Consider the following 22836-nt stretch of genomic DNA (forward strand, 5'->3'; position numbering starts at 1 on the left):
CTCGCACAGCGCATCCCGGAGCGCCCGGAACCAAAAGGGCCAGCAGACTAGCACAGATGTCATTGCGTTGATGAGAGCCTTCAGAGATGCCAGGCAGAACGGAAGGCTATCGGCACCTTCAGGCTTTCCCCCACGTTCGCACCCTGCCCGCACATTTCATCATGAACCGAGGCGTGAACAAGGTTGAAGGGTAAGGAAGGGAAGTCATGCAACACTTCACGAGCATGCTCGACCGAGCGCAGTTGAAACATATGGTCGTGGCCATCACTCAGTGGATACGCGACACCATGCATGCGCGCCTCCAGCAGGTAGATCCCGCCTTCCATGGAGATCAGATTCAACTCATCGATCTTCCCTGCGATGGCATAAGCGCGTAGTTCAACAAGGTTCATGAATGCACCTCATACAGTGGCGAGCCAAGACTACTTACAGGGATAGGCCTCGGCGAATCAAAGTACAAGCCAGTAATCACACCACCTGTCCGGTTCGACCAAATACCCTTTAGGAGCGTGGCTTGCCCACGAAGGCATCACCGCGGTTTATCGTCAGACCGAGGTGAACCTTTCGCGGGCAAGCCACGCTCCCACAGAAGGGGTGTGCAGATCAGTGCTTGGTCAGCTTGTCCAGATAGCCCATGGCAAACGCCGACACGACGAACGTCATGTGAATGATCACGTACCACTTCAAATGCTCGGGATCGACGTTCTTGGCGTCCATGAAGATCCGCAGCAGGTGGATAGAGGAAATCGCCACAATGGAAGCGGCCACTTTCATCTTCAGAGAAGATGAATCCATGGTGCCCAGCCAGTTGAGCTTTTCCTTGTGGTCATCGATGTCCAGTTCAGAGACGAAGTTCTCGTAACCGGAAATCATCACCATCACCAGCAAACCGCCCACCAGCGCCATGTCGATCAGCGACAACAACACCAGAATCAGATCCGACTCTGCCATCGAGAAAACGTTAGGGATAACGTGGAAAACCTCCTGGAAGAACTTTAGCGCCAGCGCCAGCAGACCAAGGGATAACCCGAAGTAGATCGGCGCCAGCAGCCAGCGGGAGGCGTACATTGCATTTTCGATAAAGCGTTCCATTGAATCTCACACGTGGGTTGAAAATGGCCGCGAGTATACCAGCCACCTGTCTACACCCAGAAGCAGCCAGAAACCGTCGAAAAATCCGCTACCTGCGCGTGTGCCACAAAGTTTTTCTGCTAGTGTCCAGACTATTGACTGCTCAGCGATGTCGGACAGGAAGACTGGAAAATGGATGTGCGATTGCCTTTAACGAGTACCGGCATTTGCCTGATTCTGCTGATGAGCGGCTGCTCGCCAAGCGAGGACAAGCGTCAGGTCAGCCTCGAGGAAAAAACCGCACAGTTCGAGCAATCGCTGGATCAGATCCAGGACCCGAAGCTCAAGGACGCGGTCTCTGAACTCGGCGGCTCACTCTTGTTGCTCGAACGTGCGCAACTCAAGCTCGACAGTAAACCGGTGGAAACCGAATACGGCGAAGACGCCCTCGCCGTGCTCAAGCACTACCCTACGCCCCAGGCTCTGGTCGACACCTACATCAATGGCCTGTTCGTGCTGCACAAGGATTCCAGCTCCGATTACCTGACCGATCTGCAACCGGTATTCCCATTCAATTTCAGTATTCCGGCGGCGTTCCTTTTCCCTCATGGCCTGGAATGGCAATCGGTGACACTGAACAACAAACGGGTCATCCCCTTCCAGCCCGAATGGTCGGAAACCGATCCCGGTATTCAGTTCAGCCCATCGAGTTCCAACCTGACCAGCCCCGATGACCTGACGGTGACCTACCCCTTCATCAACGGCCTGGATGTGGACAAAAAAAACCAGCCGCAACCGGTGAGCGTGCAAGGCAAAGTCGAAGTGATCGCGCCACGCCGGCTCTACAGCTTCGACCTGACCAAAAAGGATGTCGGACAGACGCGCACCAACGACAACCTCAGCGTCACCCTGTTGAAGCTAGAAAAGAACTACGCCGAAATTGAATACAGCAACAACGCCTCACTGCCCCCCGAAGTCGCTGAAACCCGGTTGATCCCACTGATTGTTCAGGCCAAAGACACCACAGGGCAGTTCCTCTCGCGCGCAGGCTCGATCAACGAAACCGCCACGCAAATTGCTTTCTATCAAAAACAACTGGCGAAAATGCAGCAGCAGAAGGCCTGGAGCGAGGTGTTCGAACAACAGCTCAATGAAGAACAGCGCACGTTCGAGCAGCAGCAGGGACAGCATTATTCCAAGGTGTACTTCAACGGGCCGATCGAGACCCTTGAGGTCAGCCTGTTGGACTTCTCGGCTGCCACCATAACCCGCAAAGAACTCAACCTGCCGATACGCCGCTTCGACCCGCACACCACGGGAAAAACCATCCCGCCGCTGAGCTTACCGGTGGTGGTGTATGACGATCAGACGCCGAACTGGCTCAAGGGCGCGACACTGAGTGAGGAACAGCTGAAAAAAAGCATCAACGTCATTCAGTCCGTGGAAGACCCGAGCGCTGCGCGCATCGAATTCGATCATCCCAGAAGCTTCAATGACGAGTTGCTCGGCAGCACCTTCAGCCCCGGCGATAGCCCGCTCAGTTTTTTTACCGCGGACAGTAGCGGCAAACGCGATGAGCCGATCGAACTGCCATCGCAGGCGTATCAGGTAGACCCTCTGCGCGGCACGATCACTTACGACCTGAACCTGTTTCCACAAACGCCAGCGTACGCCGTGGGCTCCATGCCGTTGTTTCTGGCCACGATCGAGAAGCAGACGCTCGACACCCGGAAATTGCCCAAGGGCCTGGAGCTCAAAGGCAATGCGCTGGTGGTGGATTTGAAGCTGTTCCCTGCGCAGGACTGGCGATTTTTTGCCAAGGACGACAGCGGGAACTATCTGAAAGAGATTCTTGCGGTCACGCATCACGCAAGCGCCGAAGGCCCGGCGTTATTCGAGGTGCATTACTTTTATGGTCAGCCGACACACCTGGAAAGCTATCAGCGCACCGAACTCACCACTGTGCAATATGGTTTCGAGGTCCAACTGTCCAAGGCTGATCCAAGTGAACTTGATCAATAACCCGTTCAGTGATCGGGCCGGTACTCGAAGCCACCGAGATTGCGGCAACGGCCACCGTTGATTTCCCGCAGTTGGGCTTGCAGGTGCAGGCACCAGATTTGTGGATCGTCGGCCAGTTCGTAGCCGTGCAAGGTCAGGCTTTCAACGATGGTGTCGAGGATTGATTCAGCCACGATAGGACCATGAAACGGGCCTTGCGCCTTGATGGCCGAGGGCTGCTCGCCGGCCATCCCGGCGGCGAAGAGCAAGGTCCACATGCCCGTATCTCCCGCCAGAGGGCGGATGGCACACTCGATACGGGTTACAAGGCCCAGGCATTGACGGGTGAGGCAGAGGTTGCGCGACATAGCGGCGACCCTCGGTAGATCTGGTATTCAGCCCCCACATAGGAACTGTCTCGATCCAGTGATTACTGTCGATATCCTTGAGCAGAGAATAGAAGAAAAGTCCGCACCGTACGTCAGGCGAGACCAGAAGGCGCCGAATGGTCATTGTGTGAAGCTTGACGTCAGAGTGATGGCACTTTCCGACATACACCACAAAAAACTGTGGGAGCCGAGCTTGCTCGCGATAGCGGACTTTCAACCAACAAAGATGTTGAATGTCAGTGCCTCATCGCGAGCAAGCTCGGCTCCCACAGGAGGTGTGTGAGCTCAGCTCAAAACCGCATCAGGCAGGTTTTGTTTCTGCCAACGCCTCCTGCGCCATTTCTTTCTCGGCTTCCTTGAGGTCTTCTTCGCTGATCATTTCCGCGATCACGCGCAGTCGCTCCACCACCCGCGCATTGACGCTGCCTTCCGGAAACTCGCCATTCTCATCCGGCGCACCGGCAGGCTCGCCGACCAACAGGCTCAAGGCCTCGTCCGCCTGACGCACCGCGTAAACATGGAACTGCCCCGCGCGCACCGCCGCCAAGACCTTCTCGTCGAGCATCAACGTGGCAACGTTCGCTTGCGGAATGATCGCCCCTTGCTGACCGGTCAGCCCGCGCGCTTCGCAGAGCCGGAAGAAGCCTTCGATCTTCTCGTTGACCCCGCCTACCGCCTGCACTTCGCCGAACTGGTTGATCGAACCGGTGATCGCAAAGCACTGCTTGAGCGGTGTTTTCGACAAGGCCGAAATCAGCGTACAAGCCTCGCCCAGCGACGCACTGTCGCCATCGACATAACCGTAGGACTGCTCCAGGGCGATGCTCGCGGAAATGGCCAGCGGGAATTCCTGGGCGTAACGACTGCCCAAGTACCCCGTGAGGATCATCACGCCTTTTGAGTGAATCGGCTGCCCGAGGTTGACCTCACGCTCGATGTCGACAATGCCACTGCCGCCCGGATACACCGTGGCGGAAATACGAGCCGGCACACCGAAGGCCGAGTCGCCGACTTCCAGCACCGTCAGCCCGTTGCACTTGCCGACGGCCGCGCCATCGGTATCGATCAGGATAATCCCGGCCAGCATGTCGTCGAGAATCCGCGCCGAGACGCGTCCGGTGCGGGTCGCCTTGGCCTTGAGCGCACGCTCGATGTGCCCGGCGTCGGTCATCTCGTCGCCGGCCAGATGACGAATGAAATCCGCCTCGCTGACCAGCTGGAACAGATCACCGATTCGCGCTGACAAACGCCCTTGGTGCTCGGCCAGACGCGCGCTGTAGGTGGCCAGACGCGCCACGGCATCCGCCGTCAACGGGGCCATGCCCTCTTCGGAGGTGCGGGTTTTGAGCAACTGGGCGAACTGCTCCAGGCTCTCGTCGACCATCGGGATGTCTTCGTCAAAGTCCACCAGGACGCGGAACATCTCCTGGAAGTCCGGATCGAGGTCTTGCAGCGTGTAATACAGCTGACGGGCACCGATGATGACGACTTTGACCGCCAACGGAATGTGTTGCGGCGTCAGGGTCACGGTGGCCAGACGGCCCAGTTCACCCAATGGCGATTCCATTTTCAGCTTGCGCGATTGCAGGGCGCGCTTGAGCGCATCCCAGACGAACGGCTCGCTGAGCATTTTTTCCGCTTCAAGGATCAGAAAACCGCCGTTGGCCCGGTGCAAGGCACCCGGTCGCAGTTGCCGATAGGTCGTGTACAGCGCGCCCTGATCGGTGCTGTATTCAATGCGGCCAAACAGGTTTTCGTAAGTCGGGTGCGGCTCGAACACCACCGGCGCACCGCCGCTGGCCGAATGCCCGACCACCAGGCTCGGTGCGTATTGCTCTTCCAGCAGCTTGCGGGCAATGGCGTCGGTCTTGCTGTCGTCCACCAGTTGCTCGACCACCGTTTTCAGCAGATAAACCTGCATCGCTTGCAGGTAACCGCACACGGCCGCGTTCTCGGCGTACTTCTCCGACAACGGCGACAGCAACGGCTGCAACGCCAGCGTGATGGTTTCTTCGTTGAGGTGGCGCAGTTGATTGCTCGACTCACGCTTCCATTGCGGCAGGCTGGCGAGCTCTTCGTTCAGACGCTCTTCCAGACCGGAAATGTCTTCGTGAAAACGTTCGCGATCGGCTTCCGGCAACTGGGCGAATTCCGCTTCATCCAGCGCTTTGCCTTCGCTCATCGGGGTAAAGGCGATGTTGCTGGCGTCGCGGTACAGGGCGACTTCTTTTTCCAGGGCCAGACGCTCGATGACGTCCAGCGCCTTGTCGTAGCGTTGGTTGAAGGCGCGGTCGATGGCGCTTTTCTTCTGCTGGTAGGACGGGTGTTCAAACACCGCCGGAAAGGTCGCCAGCAAGTTGTCGATCAAGCCATTGATGTCGCCGATGAAAGCGCCCGCGGTGCCTGACGGCAATTCCAGGGCGCGAGGCTCGCGCGGTTCATCGAAATTATTGACATAGACCCAGTCCGCCGGAGTCTGCAGGCGCTTGCCTTCGGCTTTCAGGTAACGTTTGACGAAGGAGAACCGGCCGGTGCCAGGCTCACCCATGACAAAGACGTTGTAACCGGGGCGTGGCATGGCCACACCGAACTGCAAGGCTTCGACCGCACGTTCCTGGCCAAGCACACCGCGGAAGGGCTCCAGATCATTGGTGGTAGAGAAGCTGAACTGTTCAGCGGAAAACGGACGGGTCAGCGCTTCAGGCGCTAGACGCAAGCTGGCAGCAACAGGATCAGGCATCGGGCTTCCTTACATCAGGCGGGGCAGATAGCGGCATTCTGGCGCTGCCCATACCTCACTTGCAAGGCGCGCCTCCAGCCAAAGCATAGACAAACTGCCATCCCCTGGCGGGCCGGGGCTAAATCAATGATTTCAGCGGGTGTTTTGCAAAAAATCACGGAACCCCGGGATCGTGCCTAAACTCCAAACTGCGCGGCTGGACCAATAACCGGCCTAACTGGCGCTACAGTGGCACCAGTCTCCCTTGTCCATCGGTATGCACACAAAGAGAACTTAGCTATGAAACGGATTCTTCTCGGTACTCTCTTCACCGTTGTATCCCTCAACGCCATGGCGCAAGCCCCCGGCGGCCCGGATTGCGGTTGGGGCAACATGCTGTTCGAAGGGCAGCGTGGCACCCCGTCTCACATCATGGCCTCCATCACCAACGGCACATCCGGCAACGCAACCTTCGGTATGACCTCCGGCACCAACGGCTGCGCAACGAATTCGTCGCTGACCTACGGCGGCAAATCCTGGTTTGCCATGAATGGCATGATGAACGAGTTGTCCGAAGACATGGCTAAAGGTCAGGGCGAAGCGCTGACCACTTACGCCGTGGTCCTGGGCGTGGCGCCGGAAGACCGTGCGCATTTCGCCGCCGTGACTCACGAGCATTTCCAGCAAATCTTCAGCAAGGCGGATGTGACCGCTGAAGACGTGCACACCAACACCCTGGCCGTTCTGAAGAACGATCCGCGTCTGGCCAAGTACGCCACTCAAGCTTAAGCTCGACCCGCCCGCTCCTTTCGAGGAGCGGATTTATTTTTTAGGCCCGCCCCTCTTTGGGTCTTTGTTTTTTTCGACTTAAGTTGCCCACTATGCTCAAACGCCTTGCCTGGCTGGCGCTCTGTGTCTGCGCCCCGCTGTCTGCTGCGCCGCACATCGACCCTCAACGTTTGCAGCAATTGGCCAATGACCCCTTCTGGATTTCCCTGGGACACTACGAAACCGCCAAGCTCGGCGGCTGGCGCAGCTATATCAGCGACAAGGCGTTCTTCCTGGCGCCCGACGGCAACGAACACCCCGACCGTGAACTGGCCGCCACCGTGCAAGCGTTGTACGCCCCGGCCAGTGCTGGCGAACAACACGCTCAATGCGTCTATCCGGCCCGTACCCGCTGGCTGAAGTCGCAGCTCAACCTGACCGGTCTGCCGACGCTTGCCTGCACTGAGTTCAAGCAATGGTTCAAGGACGTCTCGCCGCACAGTGCGGTGATGATTTTCCCGGCGGCTTACTTGAACAGTCCGTCATCGATGTTCGGCCACACGTTGCTGCGCATCGACCAGGCGGATGTGCAAAGCGACCACACGGCCCTGCTCAGTTACGCAATCAACTTCGGCGCCTTCATCGAAGGTTCGGACAACAGCATCCTCTTCGCCTGGAAAGGCTTGATGGGTGGCTATCCGGGGCTTTTTTCGCTCGTGCCCTATCAGGAAAAACTCTCGGAATACCGCAGCCTCGAGAACCGTGACTTGTGGGAGTACCGGCTGAACCTGACCCCACCAGAAACCGAACGCATGGTCGAGCACGTTTGGGAACTGAAGCAGGTCCGGTTCGACTATTTCTTCTTCGACGAAAACTGCTCCTATCGCTTGCTTGAATTGCTGCAAGTGGCGCGGCCCAGTCTGCGGCTGACTGAGCAATTCCCGCTGACCGCGATTCCTACCGACACCGTCAAAGCCGTGAAAGCCGCCGGTTTGGTGGAATCGATTCAATATCGCCCGTCCCGCGAGCGTGAGTTGTTAAGTCGTGCCGAACCGCTGAATCCTGATGAACTGCAATGGGTGTTGAAAGTCAGCGCTGACCAGAAACAGTTGCAAGAACCCGCTTTCAAGGCGCAACCCAAGGATCGCCAGGCGCTGATCATCGACGCGGCCTATCGTCTGGAGCGCTACCGTGCCAACGGCCAGGAACGCGACCCCGCGCAGGCTCAGCGCAGTTTTGAATTGCTGCGGGCGATCAACCAGAACCCGGCGCCGGAACTGGACATCTCGCAACCCGGCCTGCCCGAGGACGGTCATGAATCCCGCACCTGGCAGGCCGGCGTTGGCACCCGAGGTGACAAGGCGTTCGGCGAATACGGCCTGCGCATGGCCTATCACGATCTCAACGACAACGCCGAGAGCTTCCCGCTCGGCGCACAAATTGAAATCCTGCAAATGAAACTGCGCCAGTACGAAGGCAATCACTGGCAGTTTCAGCAGCTTGATCTGGCGACGATTCGCTCCTTCACCCCCCGCAGCGAGCTGCTGCAACCGCTGTCATGGCAGGTGACTGGCGGCCTGGAACGCGTGCCGGGCAAACATGACGACGAAACCCTGGTCAGCCACATCAATGGCGGAGGCGGCGGTACCTGGCAACTGGGCGACGACATGCTCGGTTTTGCCTTGGGTACCGCGCGCATTGAACACAATAACGACTTCGCCGGGTTCATCGCCCCGGCGGCGGGTTTCAATACCGGCGTGCTGTGGAAAAACCCGCTGGGCAATTTCAGTCTGGAGACCAAAGGCGATTTCTTCACCAATGGTGAAGTGCGCCGTAGCATCAGCCTGAATCAGCAGTGGGAGCTGTCACGCAACCTGGGCCTGCGCCTGAGCGCCCAGCGCGAATTCAGCCACCTCGCGCCCCCGGAGAATGAAGTGATGCTTGAGGTGAAGTGGTATCACTACTAACCACCCCGCTTTACCTGTAGGAGCCCAGCTTGCTGGCGATGGCATCAATGCGGTTATTCAGATAGACCGGGTGATGCCATCGCCAGCAAGCTGTGCTCCTACATACCTGCCAAAATGGCCAAAACCCTATAACGGGAGAAGAGCATGAGCCGGGCATTCGTCAACGAAGATAACGCCGCCGCGCAAGCCGATCAGCCGGTCGAACGGCAGGTCAGCGCGCAGCCCAATTACGTCACGCCCACGGGCCTGGCCCAATTGCAGGCGAAAGTGTCCGAACTGCAACACCTGCACAGCGAGCAATCGGCCAAAGGGGAACAAGCAGACAAGCAGCGCCAAGCGGACCTTGAGCGCGATTTGCGCTATTACAACCAGCGCCTGCACAGCGCTCAGGTAGTGACCGCCGCCAGCTCGACTGAAAAAGTCCAGATCGGCAGCCGTGTGACGTTCGCTGACGAACACGACACCCGGCAAACCGTGCAATTGGTGGGTGAAGACCAGGCCGACGCGGCGGCGGGCCTGATCAATTGGGGTTCACCGTTGGGCCGGGCATTGCTCGGGGCGCAACTCGGCGACGAGGTGCTGTGGCAACGTCCGGCGGGTGATCTACTGATCGAGATCACCCGCATCGAACCGGCTTAAACCACGCCTTGGGCGAGCATGGCGTCGGCGACTTTAACGAAGCCGGCGATGTTCGCGCCTTTGACATAGTTGACCCGGCCGTTCTCTTCACCGTAATGCACGCAAGCATGGTGGATCGACTGCATGATTGCGTGGAGCTTGTTGTCAACTTCACCACCGGTCCACAGCAGGCGCATGGCATTCTGCGACATCTCCAGCCCGCTCACCGCCACACCGCCCGCGTTGGAAGCCTTGCCCGGCGCGAACAGAATCCCCGCCTCGATAAACAGGTCCACGGCCTCCAGGGTGGTCGGCATGTTTGCCCCTTCCGCCACACAGATACAGCCGTTGCGTAGCAACGTACGAGCCGCCTCGGCGTCCAGTTCGTTTTGTGTCGCGCATGGCAGCGCGATGTCGCAGCTCAGCGCCCACGGGTGCTGGCCCGCCAGGAACTCCAGACCAAAACGGCCGGCCAATTCACTGATGCGTCCGCGCTGGACATTTTTCAGCTCCAGCACTGCCAACCATTGCTCTTCGGTCAAACCGCTTTCGCAGTAGAGCGTGCCTTCGGAGTCGGACAGCGAAACCACTACGCCCCCAAGGTCCATGACCTTGCGCGCCGCATATTGCGCGACGTTACCGGAACCCGAGATCGCCACGCGTTTGCCTTCGACGGTCTCACCGCTGCGCTTGAGCATTTCCTCGGCGAAGTAGACGCAACCAAAACCAGTGGCTTGCGGACGAATCAGGCTGCCGCCATAGCTGGGGCCCTTGCCGGTCAGCACGCTGGTGAACTGGTTGCTCAGGCGCTTGTATTGACCGAACAGGAAACCGATTTCGCGGGCACCGACGCCAATATCACCGGCCGGCACGTCAACGTCCGCGCCGATGTGACGGTACAACTCGCTCATGAAGGCCTGGCAGAAACGCATGACTTCAGCGTCGCTCTTGCCCTTGGGGTCGAAGTCCGAGCCACCCTTGCCACCGCCCATCGGCAGCGACGTCAGCGAGTTTTTGAACGTCTGTTCGAAGGCGAGGAATTTCAATACGCCGAGGTTCACCGAAGGATGGAAACGCAGCCCGCCCTTGTAGGGACCGATCGCGCTGTTCATCTGGATACGGAAACCGCGATTGACCTGCACTTTGCCTTGATCGTCGACCCAGGAAACCCGAAAAACGACCGCGCGCTCAGGTTCGCAAATCCGCTCCAGAATGCCGGAGGTCAAATAGTGCGGATTGGCTTCGAGAAACGGCCACAGGCTGCGCAGGACTTCTTCCACGGCCTGGTGGAATTCCGGTTGGTCAGGGTCGCGTTTTTTCAGACGGGCAAGGAAGGATTCGACGGTTTCGATCATGGAAAAGTCTCGGCAAATTTGTTGTCGTTGGAAGAGATTGCGCCGGACTCTAGCAAACAGATTGCGCACAATGACAGCGCCAAATGTCGCATTTATGAATTTAAATGGTGCGCTGCGTATAAATTAATTCGAATTTCAGGCTATTTTCGCACCGAAATAGGGATTAACCCTTCGAGTTTTGCACCATTAGTGACACCACTTCGCGAGCAAGCTCGCTCCTACAGGGTTATGTGATCGACGCAAATCCACGGTGCAACTGAAACCCAAAAAAAACGGAGCCCGAAGGCTCCGCTTTTCATGCAACCAGCCCCGATCAGGCCAGTTTTTTGTGCCGTACACGATGCGGCTGAGTAGCCGCTTCGCCGAGACGCTTGCGGCGATCGGCTTCGTATTCGCTGTAGTTACCTTCGAAGAACACCGCTTGCGAGTCGTCTTCGTACGCCAGGATGTGCGTCGCGACGCGGTCAAGGAACCACCGATCGTGAGAGATCACAATGGCGGCGCCCGGGAAGTCCAGCAGTGCTTCTTCCAGGGAACGCAGGGTTTCAACGTCGAGGTCGTTGGACGGTTCGTCGAGCAGCAGGACGTTGCCGCCCTCTTTCAGGGTCAGGGCCAGGTGCAAGCGACCGCGCTCACCACCGGACAGGTCCTTGACGAACTTCTGCTGATCGCCGCCCTTGAAGTTGAAGCGACCGACGTAGGTACGCGACGGGATCTCGTAGTTGCCAATGCGGATCTGATCCGAACCTTCGGAGATTTGCTGGAACACGGTCTTGCTGCCGTCCAGGTCTTCGCGGCTCTGATCGACACACGCCAACTGCACGGTTTCCCCGACTTCGATGCTGCCCGAGTCCGGCGTTTCCTTGCCCATCAACATGCGGAACAGGGTCGATTTACCGGCACCGTTACCGCCGATCACGCCAACGATGGCGCCTTTAGGCATGGAGAACGACAGGTTGTCGATCAACACGCGATCGCCGTAGCCCTTGGTGACGTTCTTGAATTCGATGACCTTGTCGCCCAGGCGCGGACCGGCCGGGATGTAGATCTCGTTGGTTTCGCTGCGCTTCTGGAATTCCTGCGATTGCATTTCTTCGAAGCGTTGCAGACGAGCCTTGGATTTCGACTGACGGGCCTTCGCGCCTTTGCGCACCCACTCCAGTTCTTCCTTCATGGCCTTTTCGTGAGCCGACTGCTGCTTGGATTCGGCCGCCAGACGATCGGACTTGGCTTCGAGCCAACCCGAATAGTTGCCCTCGTACGGAATGCCCGCGCCGCGGTCGAGTTCCAGAATCCAGCCGGCAACGTTGTCCAGGAAGTACCGGTCGTGCGTGATCGCAACCACGGTGCCCGGGAAATCGTGCAGGAAGTGCTCCAGCCAGGCGACGGAATCGGCGTCCAGGTGGTTGGTCGGTTCGTCGAGCAACAGCATGTCGGGCGCGGACAGCAGCAGGCGGCACAGGGCCACACGACGCTTTTCACCACCGGAGAGGAATTCGACCTTGGCGTCCCACGCCGGCAGGCGCAGTGCATCAGCGGCGACTTCCAGTTGGCGGTCAAGGTTGTGACCGTCGCTGGCTTGCAGGATGGCTTCGAGCTTGGCCTGTTCTGCCGCCAGTTTGTCGAAGTCGGCATCTTCTTCAGCGTAAGCCGCGTAAACCTCGTCCAGGCGTGCCTGGGCGTTCTTGATCACGCTGACCGCTTCCTCGACCACTTCACGCACGGTCTTGGTCGGATCCAGGATCGGTTCCTGAGGCAGGTAGCCGATGTTCAGCTCTGGCATCGGGCGGGCCTCGCCCTCGAACTCGGTGTCGACGCCGGCCATGATTTTCAGCAGCGTGGACTTACCCGAACCGTTGAGGCCGAGTACACCGATCTTGGCGCCAGGGAAGAACGACAGAGAAATGTTTTTCAGAATTTCCCGCTTCGGCGGAACAACTTTGCCCAGCCGATGCATGGTGAAGACGTATTGAGCCATGGAGAACCTTGGGTCAGTGACAGATGAATGATTGGAGCGCAGGCGAAGCCCGACCAGACCGTGCGCGTCGTCCGATTGATGTGGATCAATGCGTGCGCGCTGAAAAAGTCTGAGTTTAGGAGCTGGAACGCTCCCGCGTAACCGGCAAAGCTACCTGATTGACGGAAGGCAGTCCAGCCGAGCGGGACTGGCACTTCGCCACAACTCAAGGCATGCTAGCCGCCCTTCGGGCGTGCGACTTATAGTGCACGTCGCGCCAGCCCAGCCAAACCGCAGGATTTCAGTTTGTCTAATGCCACTCCGCCCGTTTCCGTGAGCGCCCCCAGTCCTGCGACCGGCTCACCCCTGCGCGGAACCTTGAAGGGCACACTGGCCACCCTCGTCCTGTTGCTGCTCGCCCTGTTGTTCTGGCAGTTGCTGGATCAGCTTCGCGAAACCCAGAAAAGCCAACGCCAATACACCATCGATTACACCGCCGATCTGGCCGCGCAAGTCAGCCTGAACATGGCGCTCAACGCCCAGATCGCCCTCAACCTGCTACCGATCGTCGAACAACCGCAAAGCGCCGACGAACAGCAGGCGCTGCTGCGCAAGCTGCAACGGTCATTGCCCGAGCTGCGCAGCCTGGTGTTGCTCAGCCCTTCCGGAAAAATCCTCAGCGACAGCGCCGATGACAACCAGGACGCCGATTACCTGAGAGAACTGGTGCGGCGCAGTCAAGCCCAGGCGCACTACTTCAGCAACGCCGATGACGGTTCGGTGGTGCATCTTCTGTTGCATCAAGCCAGCGGTAGCACCCGAGGCTATTGGGCCCTGCGCCTGACGCCGACCTTTTTCTCAGGCCTGATCAAACAAGACGAAGCCGGTATCCGCCCGCTGTGGCTGGTGGAAAACCGGCTCAATCGCCAGATCATCAGCCGCGATGATGCATTACCCTCAAGCAAGCCAACCGTGCTGACGCCGGATGAACTGGCCAGCAGCGTGCTGACCGTTCCCTTGAGCAACAGCGACTGGCAACTGCGTGGGTTGTTTGATCGGCATCGCGTGCTCGAAGACCTGCTGCCGGCGTTCATTGGCAAATGCCTGCTGGGCCTGGCGCTTTCTCTACTGCCATTCATTGCGCTGCTGAACATGCGCCGGCGTCAACGCCAACTGAATGAGGGCCGTCGACGTTATCAGGACATTTTCGAAGGCACCGGCGTTGCCCTCTGCGTACTCGACGTGGCCGGGCTCAAGAGCTTTTTCGACAAGGCTCAGCTGCACAGCCGCGAACAATTGCAAACCTGGCTTGATTCCCCGGAACAACGTCGGCAACTACTTCAGCAATTGCACATCACCGAGGTCAACCAGGTTGCCCTGCAACTGCTCAACGTCAAATCTTGCGATCAAGCCTGGAACCTGCTGATCGACGGCAACCCGCTGGACGGCACCGCCATCGGCAATCAAGTGCTCGAAGCGGTGTTCAACCAGCAGAAGCAGCTTGAGCTGGAAATCAAACTGCAGGACGCCCATGACCGCGATCAGCATTTGTGGCTGGTCCTGCACCTGCCGGTCGATCAGGATGACTATAAAGCCGTGATCCTTAGCATCACCGACATCACCAGCCGCAAACTGATCGAGCTGTCGCTGCTGGAACGTGAAAGCTTCTGGTCCGATGTGGTGCGCACCGTGCCGGATCACCTGTATGTGCAGGACGTGATCAGCCAGCGGATGATTTTCAGCAACCACCACCTGGGGCACACCCTGGGTTACGACCGCACCGAACTGCATCAAATGGGTGAGTATTTCTGGGAGATCCTGCTGCACCCCGAAGACGCCGATTTTTACCACCGCTCACGCCAGATCCAGCGCCAGGGTGGTTACAGCCAATTGATGCAGTGCCAACTGCGCTTCCGCCACCGTGATGGCCAATGGCGGCGGTTCGAGATTCGCGAACAAGCCTTGGCACGGGACAAGCACAATCAGGTCACGCGCATTATTGGTGTGGCCAAGGACATCACCGATCAGATCGAAGCCAGTGAGTCGTTGCGCGATAGCGAGCAGCGTTACCGGATGCTCGCCGAAAGCATCAGCGACGTGATTTTCTCTACGAACAGCAAGCTGTCGCTCAACTACGTCAGCCCTTCGGTGCAGGCAGTGCTCGGTTACGACGCGGAGTGGATTTTCCAGAACGGCTGGCAATCGATCATCGCCAACCCGCAACAACTGACCGGCATCTTCGGCCTGATGGACCGGGTTGGCAAAGCGCTGGATAAACCCGAGCAACTGGCGCTGTTGCGCAGCCAGGTGCAGACCCAATTGTTTCTGTTCGATTGCCTGCGGGCCGACGGGCGCAAGATTCCCATCGAGCTGCGGGTGGTGCTGGTCTGGGACGAACACGGCGCATTCGAAGGCGTGCTCGGTGTCGGTCGCGACATCAGCCAGCAGCGCCGGGCCGAGAAAGACCTGCGCATGGCAGCCACGGTGTTTGAACACTCGACCTCGGCCATTCTGATCACCGACCCGGCCGGTTACATCGTTCAGGCCAACGAAGCGTTCAGTCGCGTCAGCGGGTATGCCGTGGAGCAAGTGCTCGACCAGTTGCCGAACATGCTGACCGTCGACGAGCATCAGGAATCGCATCTGCGCTACGTGCTCAAGCAACTTCATCAGCACAGCACCTGGGAAGGCGAAGTCTGGCTCAGACGACGCAACGGCGAACACTACCCGGCCTGGGTCGGCATCACGGCCGTGCTTGACGATGAAGGTGATCTGGCCAGTTACGTGTGCTTCTTCAGCGACATCAGTGAACGCAAAGCCAGTGAACAGCGGATTCACCGCCTCGCCTACTACGACGCCCTGACCCATCTGCCCAACCGCACGCTGTTTCAGGATCGCCTGCACACCGCGCTGCAATCGGCGGAACGGCAGAAGTCCTGGGTGGTGTTGATGTTCCTCGACCTGGACCGTTTCAAGCCGATCAACGACTCCCTCGGTCACGCCGCCGGCGACCGCATGCTCAAGGAAATGGCCACGCGCCTGCTCGGCTGCGTCGATGATGACGACACCGTGGCGCGTATGGGCGGGGATGAATTCACCTTGTTGCTGCAACCCAAGGTCAATCGTGAAGTCGCGCTGAACCGGGCGATTCATGTGGCCGAACAGATTCTCGCCAGCCTGGTGAAACCCTTTGTGCTGGAAGGCCGCGAGTTTTTCGTCACGGCCAGTATCGGGATCGCCCTGAGCCCGCAGGACGGCAACGAACTCAGCCAGCTGATGAAGAACGCCGACACGGCGATGTACCACGCCAAGGAACGCGGCAAAAACAACTTCCAGTTTTATCAGGCGGACATGAACGCCAGCGCCCTGGAGCGGCTGGAGCTGGAAAGCGACCTTCGCCATGCCCTCGAACAGAACGAATTCGTGCTGTATTACCAACCGCAGTTCAGCGGCGATGGCAAACGATTGACCGGTGCCGAAGCCTTGCTGCGCTGGCGTCATCCACGACGCGGGCTGGTGCCGCCGGGGGACTTCATTCCGGTGCTCGAAGAGCTCGGCCTTGTGGTGGATGTCGGTGACTGGGTGATCAGCGAAGCGTGCCGTCAGCTCAAGACCTGGCACCAGACGAAGGTCCGCGTGCCGAAGGTTTCGGTGAACATTTCGGCGCGGCAGTTCTCGGACGGCCAGTTGGGCACGCGAATCGCCACCATCCTCAAGGAAACCGGCCTGCCGCCGGCGTGCCTGGAGCTGGAGCTGACCGAAAGTATCCTGATGCGCGAAGTCAGCGAGGCGATGCAGATTCTCGCCGGGTTGAAAAACCTCGGCCTGAGCATCGCGGTCGATGACTTCGGCACTGGTTATTCATCGCTCAACTACCTCAAGCAATTCCCGATCGACGTGCTGAAAATCGACCGTACGTTTGTCGATGGCCTGCCGTCCGGTGAACAGGATGCGCAAATTGCCCGGGCGATCATCGCCATGGCGCACAGCCTGAACCTGGCGGTGATCGCCGAGGGCGTGGAAACCCACGAGCAACTGGACTTCCTGCGTGAGCATGGTTGCGATGAGGTTCAGGGTTATCTGTTCGGCCGACCGATGCCACCCAGCCAGTTTGAAGCGCAGTTCAGCAATGATGCGCTGTTCATGTTCGACTGATTGAGCGGCCCTTGTGGCGAGGGGGCTTGCCCCCGTTGGGTCGCGAAGCGGCCCCTAAACCTGCAATTGCAACTCTTCAGACAAACCGCGTTCGCGCACATTGCGACTGCTTCGCAGCCGAACGGGGGCAAGCCCCCTCGCCACAGGCCGGCATGATCACCGCTGATCCCGTCATGAAGCCCACTTGTCTGCGACATGATGTCCTTTCATATGCCATCTAAAACCCATTGGGTTAGAATGCCCCCCTTTTCTGCCCCGATCCTTGAGGACCGCCATGTTCAGCCGTGATTTGACTATTGCCAAGTACGACGCCGACCTTTTTGCCGCCATGGAGCAAGAAGCTCAGCGCCAGGAAGAACACATCGAGCTGATCGCTTCAGAAAACTACACCAGCCCAGCGGTGATGGAAGCTCAAGGCTCGGTACTGACCAACAAGTACGCCGAAGGCTACCCGGGCAAGCGCTACTACGGTGGTTGCGAGTTCGTTGACGTCGTTGAGCAGCTGGCCATCGACCGTGCCAAAGAACTGTTCGGCGCCGATTACGCCAACGTTCAGCCACACGCCGGTTCGCAAGCCAACAGCGCCGTTTACCTGGCCCTGCTGTCGGCTGGCGACACCATCCTGGGCATGAGCCTGGCCCACGGTGGTCACCTGACCCACGGTGCCAGCGTTTCGTCCTCCGGCAAGCTGTACAACGCCATCCAGTACGGCATCGACGCCAACGGCCTGATCGACTACGACGAAGTCGAGCGTCTGGCGGTTGAGCACAAGCCGAAAATGATCGTGGCCGGTTTCTCTGCCTACTCGCAGATCCTCGACTTCCCGCGTTTCCGCGAAATCGCCGACAAAGTGGGCGCTTACCTGTTCGTCGACATGGCCCACGTGGCCGGTCTGATCGCCGCTGGCGTCTACCCGAACCCGGTGCCATTCGCTGACGTCGTGACCACCACCACGCACAAGACCCTGCGCGGTCCACGTGGCGGCCTGATCCTGGCTCGCGCCAACGCCGACATCGAGAAGAAGCTGAACTCCGCGGTATTCCCGGGCGCCCAGGGTGGTCCACTGGAGCACGTGATCGCCGCCAAAGCGATCTGCTTCAAGGAAGCGCTGCAGCCTGAGTTCAAGACCTACCAGCAACAAGTGGTGAAAAACGCCAAGGCCATGGCCGGTGTGTTCATCGAGCGCGGTTTCGACGTGGTCTCCGGCGGTACCGAGAACCACCTGTTCCTGCTGTCGCTGATCAAGCAGGAAATCTCCGGTAAAGACGCCGACGCCGCTCTGGGCAAAGCGTTCATCACCGTGAACAAGAACTCCGTGCCAAACGACCCTCGCTCCCCGTTCGTCACCTCCGGCCTGCGCTTCGGTACACCGGCTGTGACCACTCGCGGCTTCAAGGAAGCAGAGTGCATGGAGCTGGCCGGCTGGATCTGCGACATCCTGGCAGACCTGAACAACGAAACGGTGATCGACGCCGTTCGTGAGAAGGTCAAGGCTATCTGCAAGAAGCTGCCGGTGTACGGCGCCTGATCAGCCCGCTAAACCGCAGCAATGAAAAAACCGGCCAGTGAATGGCCGGTTTTTTTTCGTCTGCGATTTATCGCGCTCCCCCTGTAGGAGCTGGCTTGCCAGCGAAGACGGCCTTGAGCCTTGCAGCGCCCATGAAGACGCCTTCGCTGCGGTGCGGCGATCCGACATGCCAGCTCCTACAGGGGGTCGGCACAACCGGTCAGACCGGTCATGCCAATTTTTGTATCCGCTCTTGTAATCCTGAAAAAACCCAGCGTACACTGCGCCTGCACTGGACATACCGGTAAGACCACAATAATTAAGTCCTGTATCTGATGCGCTTAAGCGCAAGGCCGCCAGGACACCGACCAGGATTCCTCCCATGCTCAGATGGTGCTCGCGTTCAATCTTCCTTCAAGTGGTTCTCGGACTGGTGCTCGGCATCGTCTGCGGGCTGACCCTTCCTGAATACTCGGCCCAGCTCAAACCGCTCGGTGACGGTTTCATCAAACTGATCAAGATGCTCATCGGCCTGATCGTATTCTGCGTGGTGGTCAGCGGCATCAGCGGTGCCGGCGACCTGAAGAAAGTCGGCCGCATCGGCCTGAAATCGGTGATCTACTTCGAGATCCTGACCACCATCGCCCTGGTGATCGGCTTGGTGTTCGCCTTCAGCACCGGCATCGGCAGCGGCGCGAACATTCATCTGGATCAGCTCTCCGCCGCCGACATGGGTGACATCGCCCAGCGCGGCCAGCACATGCACACCACCACGCAATTCCTGATGGACCTGATCCCGACGTCGGTGATTGGCGCCTTCGCTGACAACAACATTCTGCAGGTGCTGCTGTTCTCGGTGCTGTTCGGCAGCGCGTTGAACCTGGTGGGCGAAGCAGCATCGGGTATTTCCCGGCTGATCAATGAACTGAGCCACGTGATCTTCCGCATCATGGGCATGATCGTGCGCCTGGCACCGATTGGTGTGTTCGGCGCCATCGCTTTCACCACCAGCAAATATGGCCTGGATTCGCTGCAGCATTTGGGCAGCCTGGTCGGCCTGTTTTACCTGACTTGCGTGGCGTTTGTGTCGCTGATTCTGGGTCTGGTGATGCGTCTGTCCGGTCTGCGGATGTGGCCGCTGCTCAAGTACCTGCGCGAAGAACTGCTAATCGTCATGGGCACCGCTTCGTCCGACGCCGTGTTGCCGCAAATCATGCGCAAGCTTGAGCATCTGGGCATCGGCAGCTCGACGGTCGGGCTGGTGATTCCCACCGGTTACTCGTTCAACCTTGACGGTTTCTCGATCTACCTGACCTTGGCCATCGTGTTCATTGCCAACGCCACCGGCACGCCGCTGGCCATGACTGACCTGCTGACCATCTTGCTGGTGTCGCTGATCACCTCCAAAGGTGCCCACGGGATTCCCGGCTCGGCGCTGGTGATCCTGGCGGCAACATTGACCGCGATCCCGGCGATTCCTGTGGTCGGTCTGGTGTTGGTGCTCGCGGTGGACTGGTTCATGGGCATCGGCCGCGCGCTGACCAACCTGATCGGCAACTGCGTCGCCACCGTGGCCATCGCCCGCTGGGAGAAGGACATCGATATCCAGCGCGCGAACAAGGTGCTTTCTGGTCAGGTGGGTTATACCTTCCAGCCGAGAAAACCGGTCGCGCCGGCGCATCAGCAGGAATTTTGAATCAAGTGGGAGCCTGCCAGACGGCGGGTTCCCCTGCCTTTATCCATGGAGCAACCCGTGATTACCACTTCAACGGTCGTCAATTCAGTCGTAGAAAAACTTCGGGCCGCACTGGCCCGCGGTCAGTGGCGCTCCGGCGAGATGTTGCCGGGACAGCGTGAACTGGCCGAACAACTGGGCATCAGCCGTCCGAGCCTGCGTGAAGCGGTGATCGTGCTGGAAACCCTGGGCCTTGTGCGTTCAATGCCGGGCAAAGGCGTGGTGGTGCTGGACGCCCACCTCAGTGACAGCCAAAGCCACGACAGCGCAGTGGCTGGCGCGAGCCTGGAAGACGTGCTGCAACTGCGCTACACCCTTGAGCCGTTCATCGTCGGCCTGGTGGCGCAGTCGATCAGTAGCAAGGAAGTCGGGCAACTGCGCCTGACCCTGATGGATATGCGCGAAGCGCTGGAAGCCAACGACGCCGACGCCGGGGTCAACGCCTACATCGCCTTCCACGAAGAATTGTTCACGCTGACGTCGAACCCGATTTTCCAGAGCGTGGTGCAGCAGACCAGCAACGCACTCAAGCAAAGCGCTGAAGTGTTGCGTAACTCGCCGGAACACTTGGCCGAACGTCTTGAAGAAAACGAAGCCGTGGTGCGCGCGATCCGCAGCAAGAACAGCGCCCAGGCCAGCGCCGAAATGCGCCGACACATTCTTCGCGAAGGGCAGCGAATGGGCATCGAATTGAACATCCCGGACGACAACCTCGGCAGTTGAAACCTTTGGAACCGGAGACAGGCCATGAACAGCTTCGCTTCACCGCAGACTCTTGTTGCCCTGCCCTTCCCCAAGCGGGAGGAAGATCTGTACTCACGGGTTTTCGATGCGATTCTCGAACAGCGCATTGATGCGGGCAGTCGCTTTACCGAAGAAAGTCTGGCGCAGATGTTTGGCGTTCGACGCAGTGATATTCGGGGGGTGCTGGCGCAATTGGCTCATCAACAGATTGTCGTACTTCGGGCGAATCATCGGCCTCGTGTTGCTGCGCTCGATGTCGAACAGATCCGGCAAACATTGCATGCCAGGCGGCTGACCGAGATCACGTTGGTGCAGTTGGCCTGTCAGCATTCGCGGGCGCAAGATTTGAAAAGCCTGGGAGCGTTGATTGATAGCGAGCGCCAATGCGCCGCGCGTGGTTCGGCGATTCGGTTGTCGGGGGAGTTTCATTTACAGATTGCGAAAATGGCTGGGAATGCTCCATTGACGCATTTTCTGGACAGCCTGGTGCCAATGACATCGCTGGCGATTGCGCAGCTTGATGGACGGGTAGCGAATTATTGCGATTGGCAGGTGCATCAGGGGATTTTGGCGGCGGTGGAGCATCGGGATGAGGTGATGGCGGTCACTTTACTGAGTCAGCATCTGGATCATTTGGAAGAGATGTTGCTGAGCTCAGGACCAACGATCAGCCAGAATCGTGTTGCCGGGTAAATCGCCATCGCGAGCAAGTCGAATCGTCGCACCGTCGCTCCCACAGGGGATTGCATTCCCCCTGTGGGAGCGAGCCTGCTCGCGATGACGGCATAAGGCCCACTGAACATGCCAGTCCTTACTCAGCCGCCACCCGCGCAAACCCCTCACGAATCTTCTCTTCCGGCAAATCATCGGCAATAAATACGATCACACTTTCCCGCGCCTCGCCCTCTGCCCATTCCGTGTCCCAGTCGAATCCGTACAATTTCAGGACACCTTGAAACACCATCCGTCGCGGCTCACCCAGGATGTTCAACACCCCTTTGTAACGCAGCAACTGCTTGCCATGGTCTTCCAGCAGTTCGTTCATGAACTCACTGAGTTTGTCGATATCCAGCGGCTTGTCGGTGCGCAGCACCAGACTGGAAATGCGGTCAATGGAAGGCGCTTTGCTCACCGGGCGCAAACTCACGCCGCCGCCGAGGTCGGCATTCAGGTTAAAACCGCGCACGTCGAGCAATTCGGCCAAATCGATCTTGCCATGATCCACCACGCGGATCGGTGCGCGTCGATTGATGCGGGTCAGGCGCTCACTCAATGCGGTGAACGTCGGCTCGTCCACCAGATCGCGTTTGCTCACCAGCAAGCGGTCGGCGAAACCGATTTGCGCCTGGGCGATGGTTTGGGTCAGGTGAGTCTCGGCGTGCGCCGCGTCCACCAGGGTGATGATGCCGTCGAGGATGTAGCGCTCGCGCAGTTCTTCGTCAATGAAGAAGGTTTGCGCCACCGGAGCCGGATCGGCCAGGCCGGTGCATTCGATCACCAGACGGTCGAAGGCGATGTCGCCGCTGTCCAGGCGTTCGAGCAACAGGTAGAGCGCTTTGGTCAGATCGGTGTGGATGGTGCAGCAGACACAGCCGTTGGACAGCGTCATGACTTGTACCGGCTCGTCACCCAAGAGTTGGGTATCGATACCGGCATCACTGAATTCGTTTTCGATCACGGCGATTTTCAGCCCGTGCTCGGCTTTGAGCAGGTGGCGCAACAACGTGGTTTTTCCCGCGCCGAGGAAGCCGCTGAGGATCGTGACCGGAATTGGAGTGAGCAAAACGAAAATCTCCCATGCGCTAAAAAACTGTAGGAGCCCGGCTTGCCGGCGAAGGCGTCCGAAAGAT

The 22836-nt window shown here is 58.8% G+C and carries 16 protein-coding genes; 9 read left to right on the forward strand and 7 right to left on the reverse strand.

The window, feature by feature from the left end; all coding sequences use genetic code 11:
- Positions 1 to 80: 80 nt before the first annotated feature.
- Both ACWGZX_RS10105 and ACWGZX_RS10110 read right to left on the reverse strand, forming a co-directional pair.
- Positions 81 to 392: a DUF6482 family protein gene (locus ACWGZX_RS10105; protein ID WP_452628208.1), complete on the reverse strand. Its 312-nt coding sequence runs from the start codon at positions 390 to 392 to the stop codon at positions 81 to 83.
- A 211-nt stretch (positions 393 to 603) separates the two neighbouring features.
- Complete coding sequence (locus ACWGZX_RS10110; RefSeq protein WP_027924206.1) at positions 604 to 1092, reverse strand: TIGR00645 family protein; 489 nt, start codon at positions 1090 to 1092, stop codon at positions 604 to 606.
- Between the two features lie 171 nt (positions 1093 to 1263).
- On the opposite strand from ACWGZX_RS10110, the gene ACWGZX_RS10115 reads away from it, so the two are divergent.
- Positions 1264 to 3093 (forward strand): hypothetical protein, encoded by a 1830-nt coding sequence (locus tag ACWGZX_RS10115; protein ID WP_452628209.1) that lies wholly within the window; start codon positions 1264 to 1266, stop codon positions 3091 to 3093.
- A 5-nt stretch (positions 3094 to 3098) separates the two neighbouring features.
- Here the strand turns inward: ACWGZX_RS10115 and ACWGZX_RS10120 are convergent, their stop codons facing one another.
- Complete coding sequence (locus tag ACWGZX_RS10120) at positions 3099 to 3440, reverse strand: PA4575 family protein (protein WP_223515467.1); 342 nt, start codon at positions 3438 to 3440, stop codon at positions 3099 to 3101.
- Between the two features lie 322 nt (positions 3441 to 3762).
- Positions 3763 to 6201: a Lon protease family protein gene (locus ACWGZX_RS10125; RefSeq protein WP_452628210.1), complete on the reverse strand. Its 2439-nt coding sequence runs from the start codon at positions 6199 to 6201 to the stop codon at positions 3763 to 3765.
- Positions 6202 to 6480: 279 nt separating this feature from the next.
- Between ACWGZX_RS10125 and ACWGZX_RS10130 the strand changes: the two genes are divergently transcribed.
- The 3 genes from ACWGZX_RS10130 to ACWGZX_RS10140 all read left to right on the forward strand — a co-directional run bounded on the left by ACWGZX_RS10130 (position 6481) and on the right by ACWGZX_RS10140 (position 9554).
- On the forward strand, positions 6481 to 6969 hold the full coding sequence (locus ACWGZX_RS10130; protein WP_452628211.1) for a DUF3015 domain-containing protein: 489 nt from the start codon (positions 6481 to 6483) through the stop codon (positions 6967 to 6969).
- A gap of 92 nt (positions 6970 to 7061) precedes the next feature.
- The gene (locus ACWGZX_RS10135; protein ID WP_452628212.1) at positions 7062 to 8915 is read left to right on the forward strand and encodes an Lnb N-terminal periplasmic domain-containing protein; all 1854 of its coding nucleotides are present in this window, start codon (positions 7062 to 7064) and stop codon (positions 8913 to 8915) included.
- A 144-nt stretch (positions 8916 to 9059) separates the two neighbouring features.
- A complete protein-coding gene (locus tag ACWGZX_RS10140; protein WP_452628213.1) occupies positions 9060 to 9554 on the forward strand; it encodes a GreA/GreB family elongation factor in 495 nt (164 codons plus the stop codon).
- On the opposite strand, the gene gdhA is transcribed toward ACWGZX_RS10140, so the two are convergent.
- Together gdhA and ettA are read right to left on the reverse strand one after the other, a co-directional pair.
- Positions 9551 to 10888 (reverse strand): NADP-specific glutamate dehydrogenase, encoded by a 1338-nt coding sequence (gene gdhA / locus ACWGZX_RS10145; protein ID WP_452628214.1) that lies wholly within the window; start codon positions 10886 to 10888, stop codon positions 9551 to 9553. The two genes, ACWGZX_RS10140 and gdhA, sit on opposite strands and share 4 nt — an antisense overlap.
- 313 nt (positions 10889 to 11201) lie before the next feature.
- Complete coding sequence (ettA, locus tag ACWGZX_RS10150; RefSeq protein ID WP_223520471.1) at positions 11202 to 12866, reverse strand: energy-dependent translational throttle protein EttA; 1665 nt, start codon at positions 12864 to 12866, stop codon at positions 11202 to 11204.
- Positions 12867 to 13151: 285 nt separating this feature from the next.
- On the opposite strand from ettA, the gene ACWGZX_RS10155 reads away from it, so the two are divergent.
- The 5 genes from ACWGZX_RS10155 (at position 13152) to ACWGZX_RS10175 (ending at position 21679) form a co-directional block, all read left to right on the forward strand.
- Positions 13152 to 17000, forward strand: a complete 3849-nt coding sequence (locus ACWGZX_RS10155; RefSeq protein ID WP_452628215.1) for a sensor domain-containing protein — start codon at positions 13152 to 13154, stop codon at positions 16998 to 17000.
- 274 nt (positions 17001 to 17274) lie between these two features.
- Complete coding sequence (gene glyA, locus ACWGZX_RS10160; RefSeq protein WP_452628216.1) at positions 17275 to 18528, forward strand: serine hydroxymethyltransferase; 1254 nt, start codon at positions 17275 to 17277, stop codon at positions 18526 to 18528.
- Between the two features lie 361 nt (positions 18529 to 18889).
- Entirely contained in the window at positions 18890 to 20203 is a 1314-nt protein-coding gene (locus ACWGZX_RS10165) for a C4-dicarboxylate transporter DctA (RefSeq protein WP_222588533.1), read from the forward strand.
- 57 nt (positions 20204 to 20260) lie between these two features.
- A complete protein-coding gene (locus ACWGZX_RS10170; protein ID WP_452628217.1) occupies positions 20261 to 20965 on the forward strand; it encodes a FadR/GntR family transcriptional regulator in 705 nt (234 codons plus the stop codon).
- Between the two features lie 24 nt (positions 20966 to 20989).
- The gene (locus ACWGZX_RS10175; protein WP_452628218.1) at positions 20990 to 21679 is read left to right on the forward strand and encodes a GntR family transcriptional regulator; all 690 of its coding nucleotides are present in this window, start codon (positions 20990 to 20992) and stop codon (positions 21677 to 21679) included.
- A gap of 118 nt (positions 21680 to 21797) precedes the next feature.
- Here ACWGZX_RS10175 and yjiA read toward each other — a convergent pair whose 3' ends face one another.
- On the reverse strand, positions 21798 to 22769 hold the full coding sequence (gene yjiA / locus ACWGZX_RS10180) for a GTPase (RefSeq protein WP_452628219.1): 972 nt from the start codon (positions 22767 to 22769) through the stop codon (positions 21798 to 21800).
- Positions 22770 to 22836: the final 67 nt, after the last annotated feature.

This window comes from Pseudomonas sp. CLCA07 (assembly GCF_053615335.1).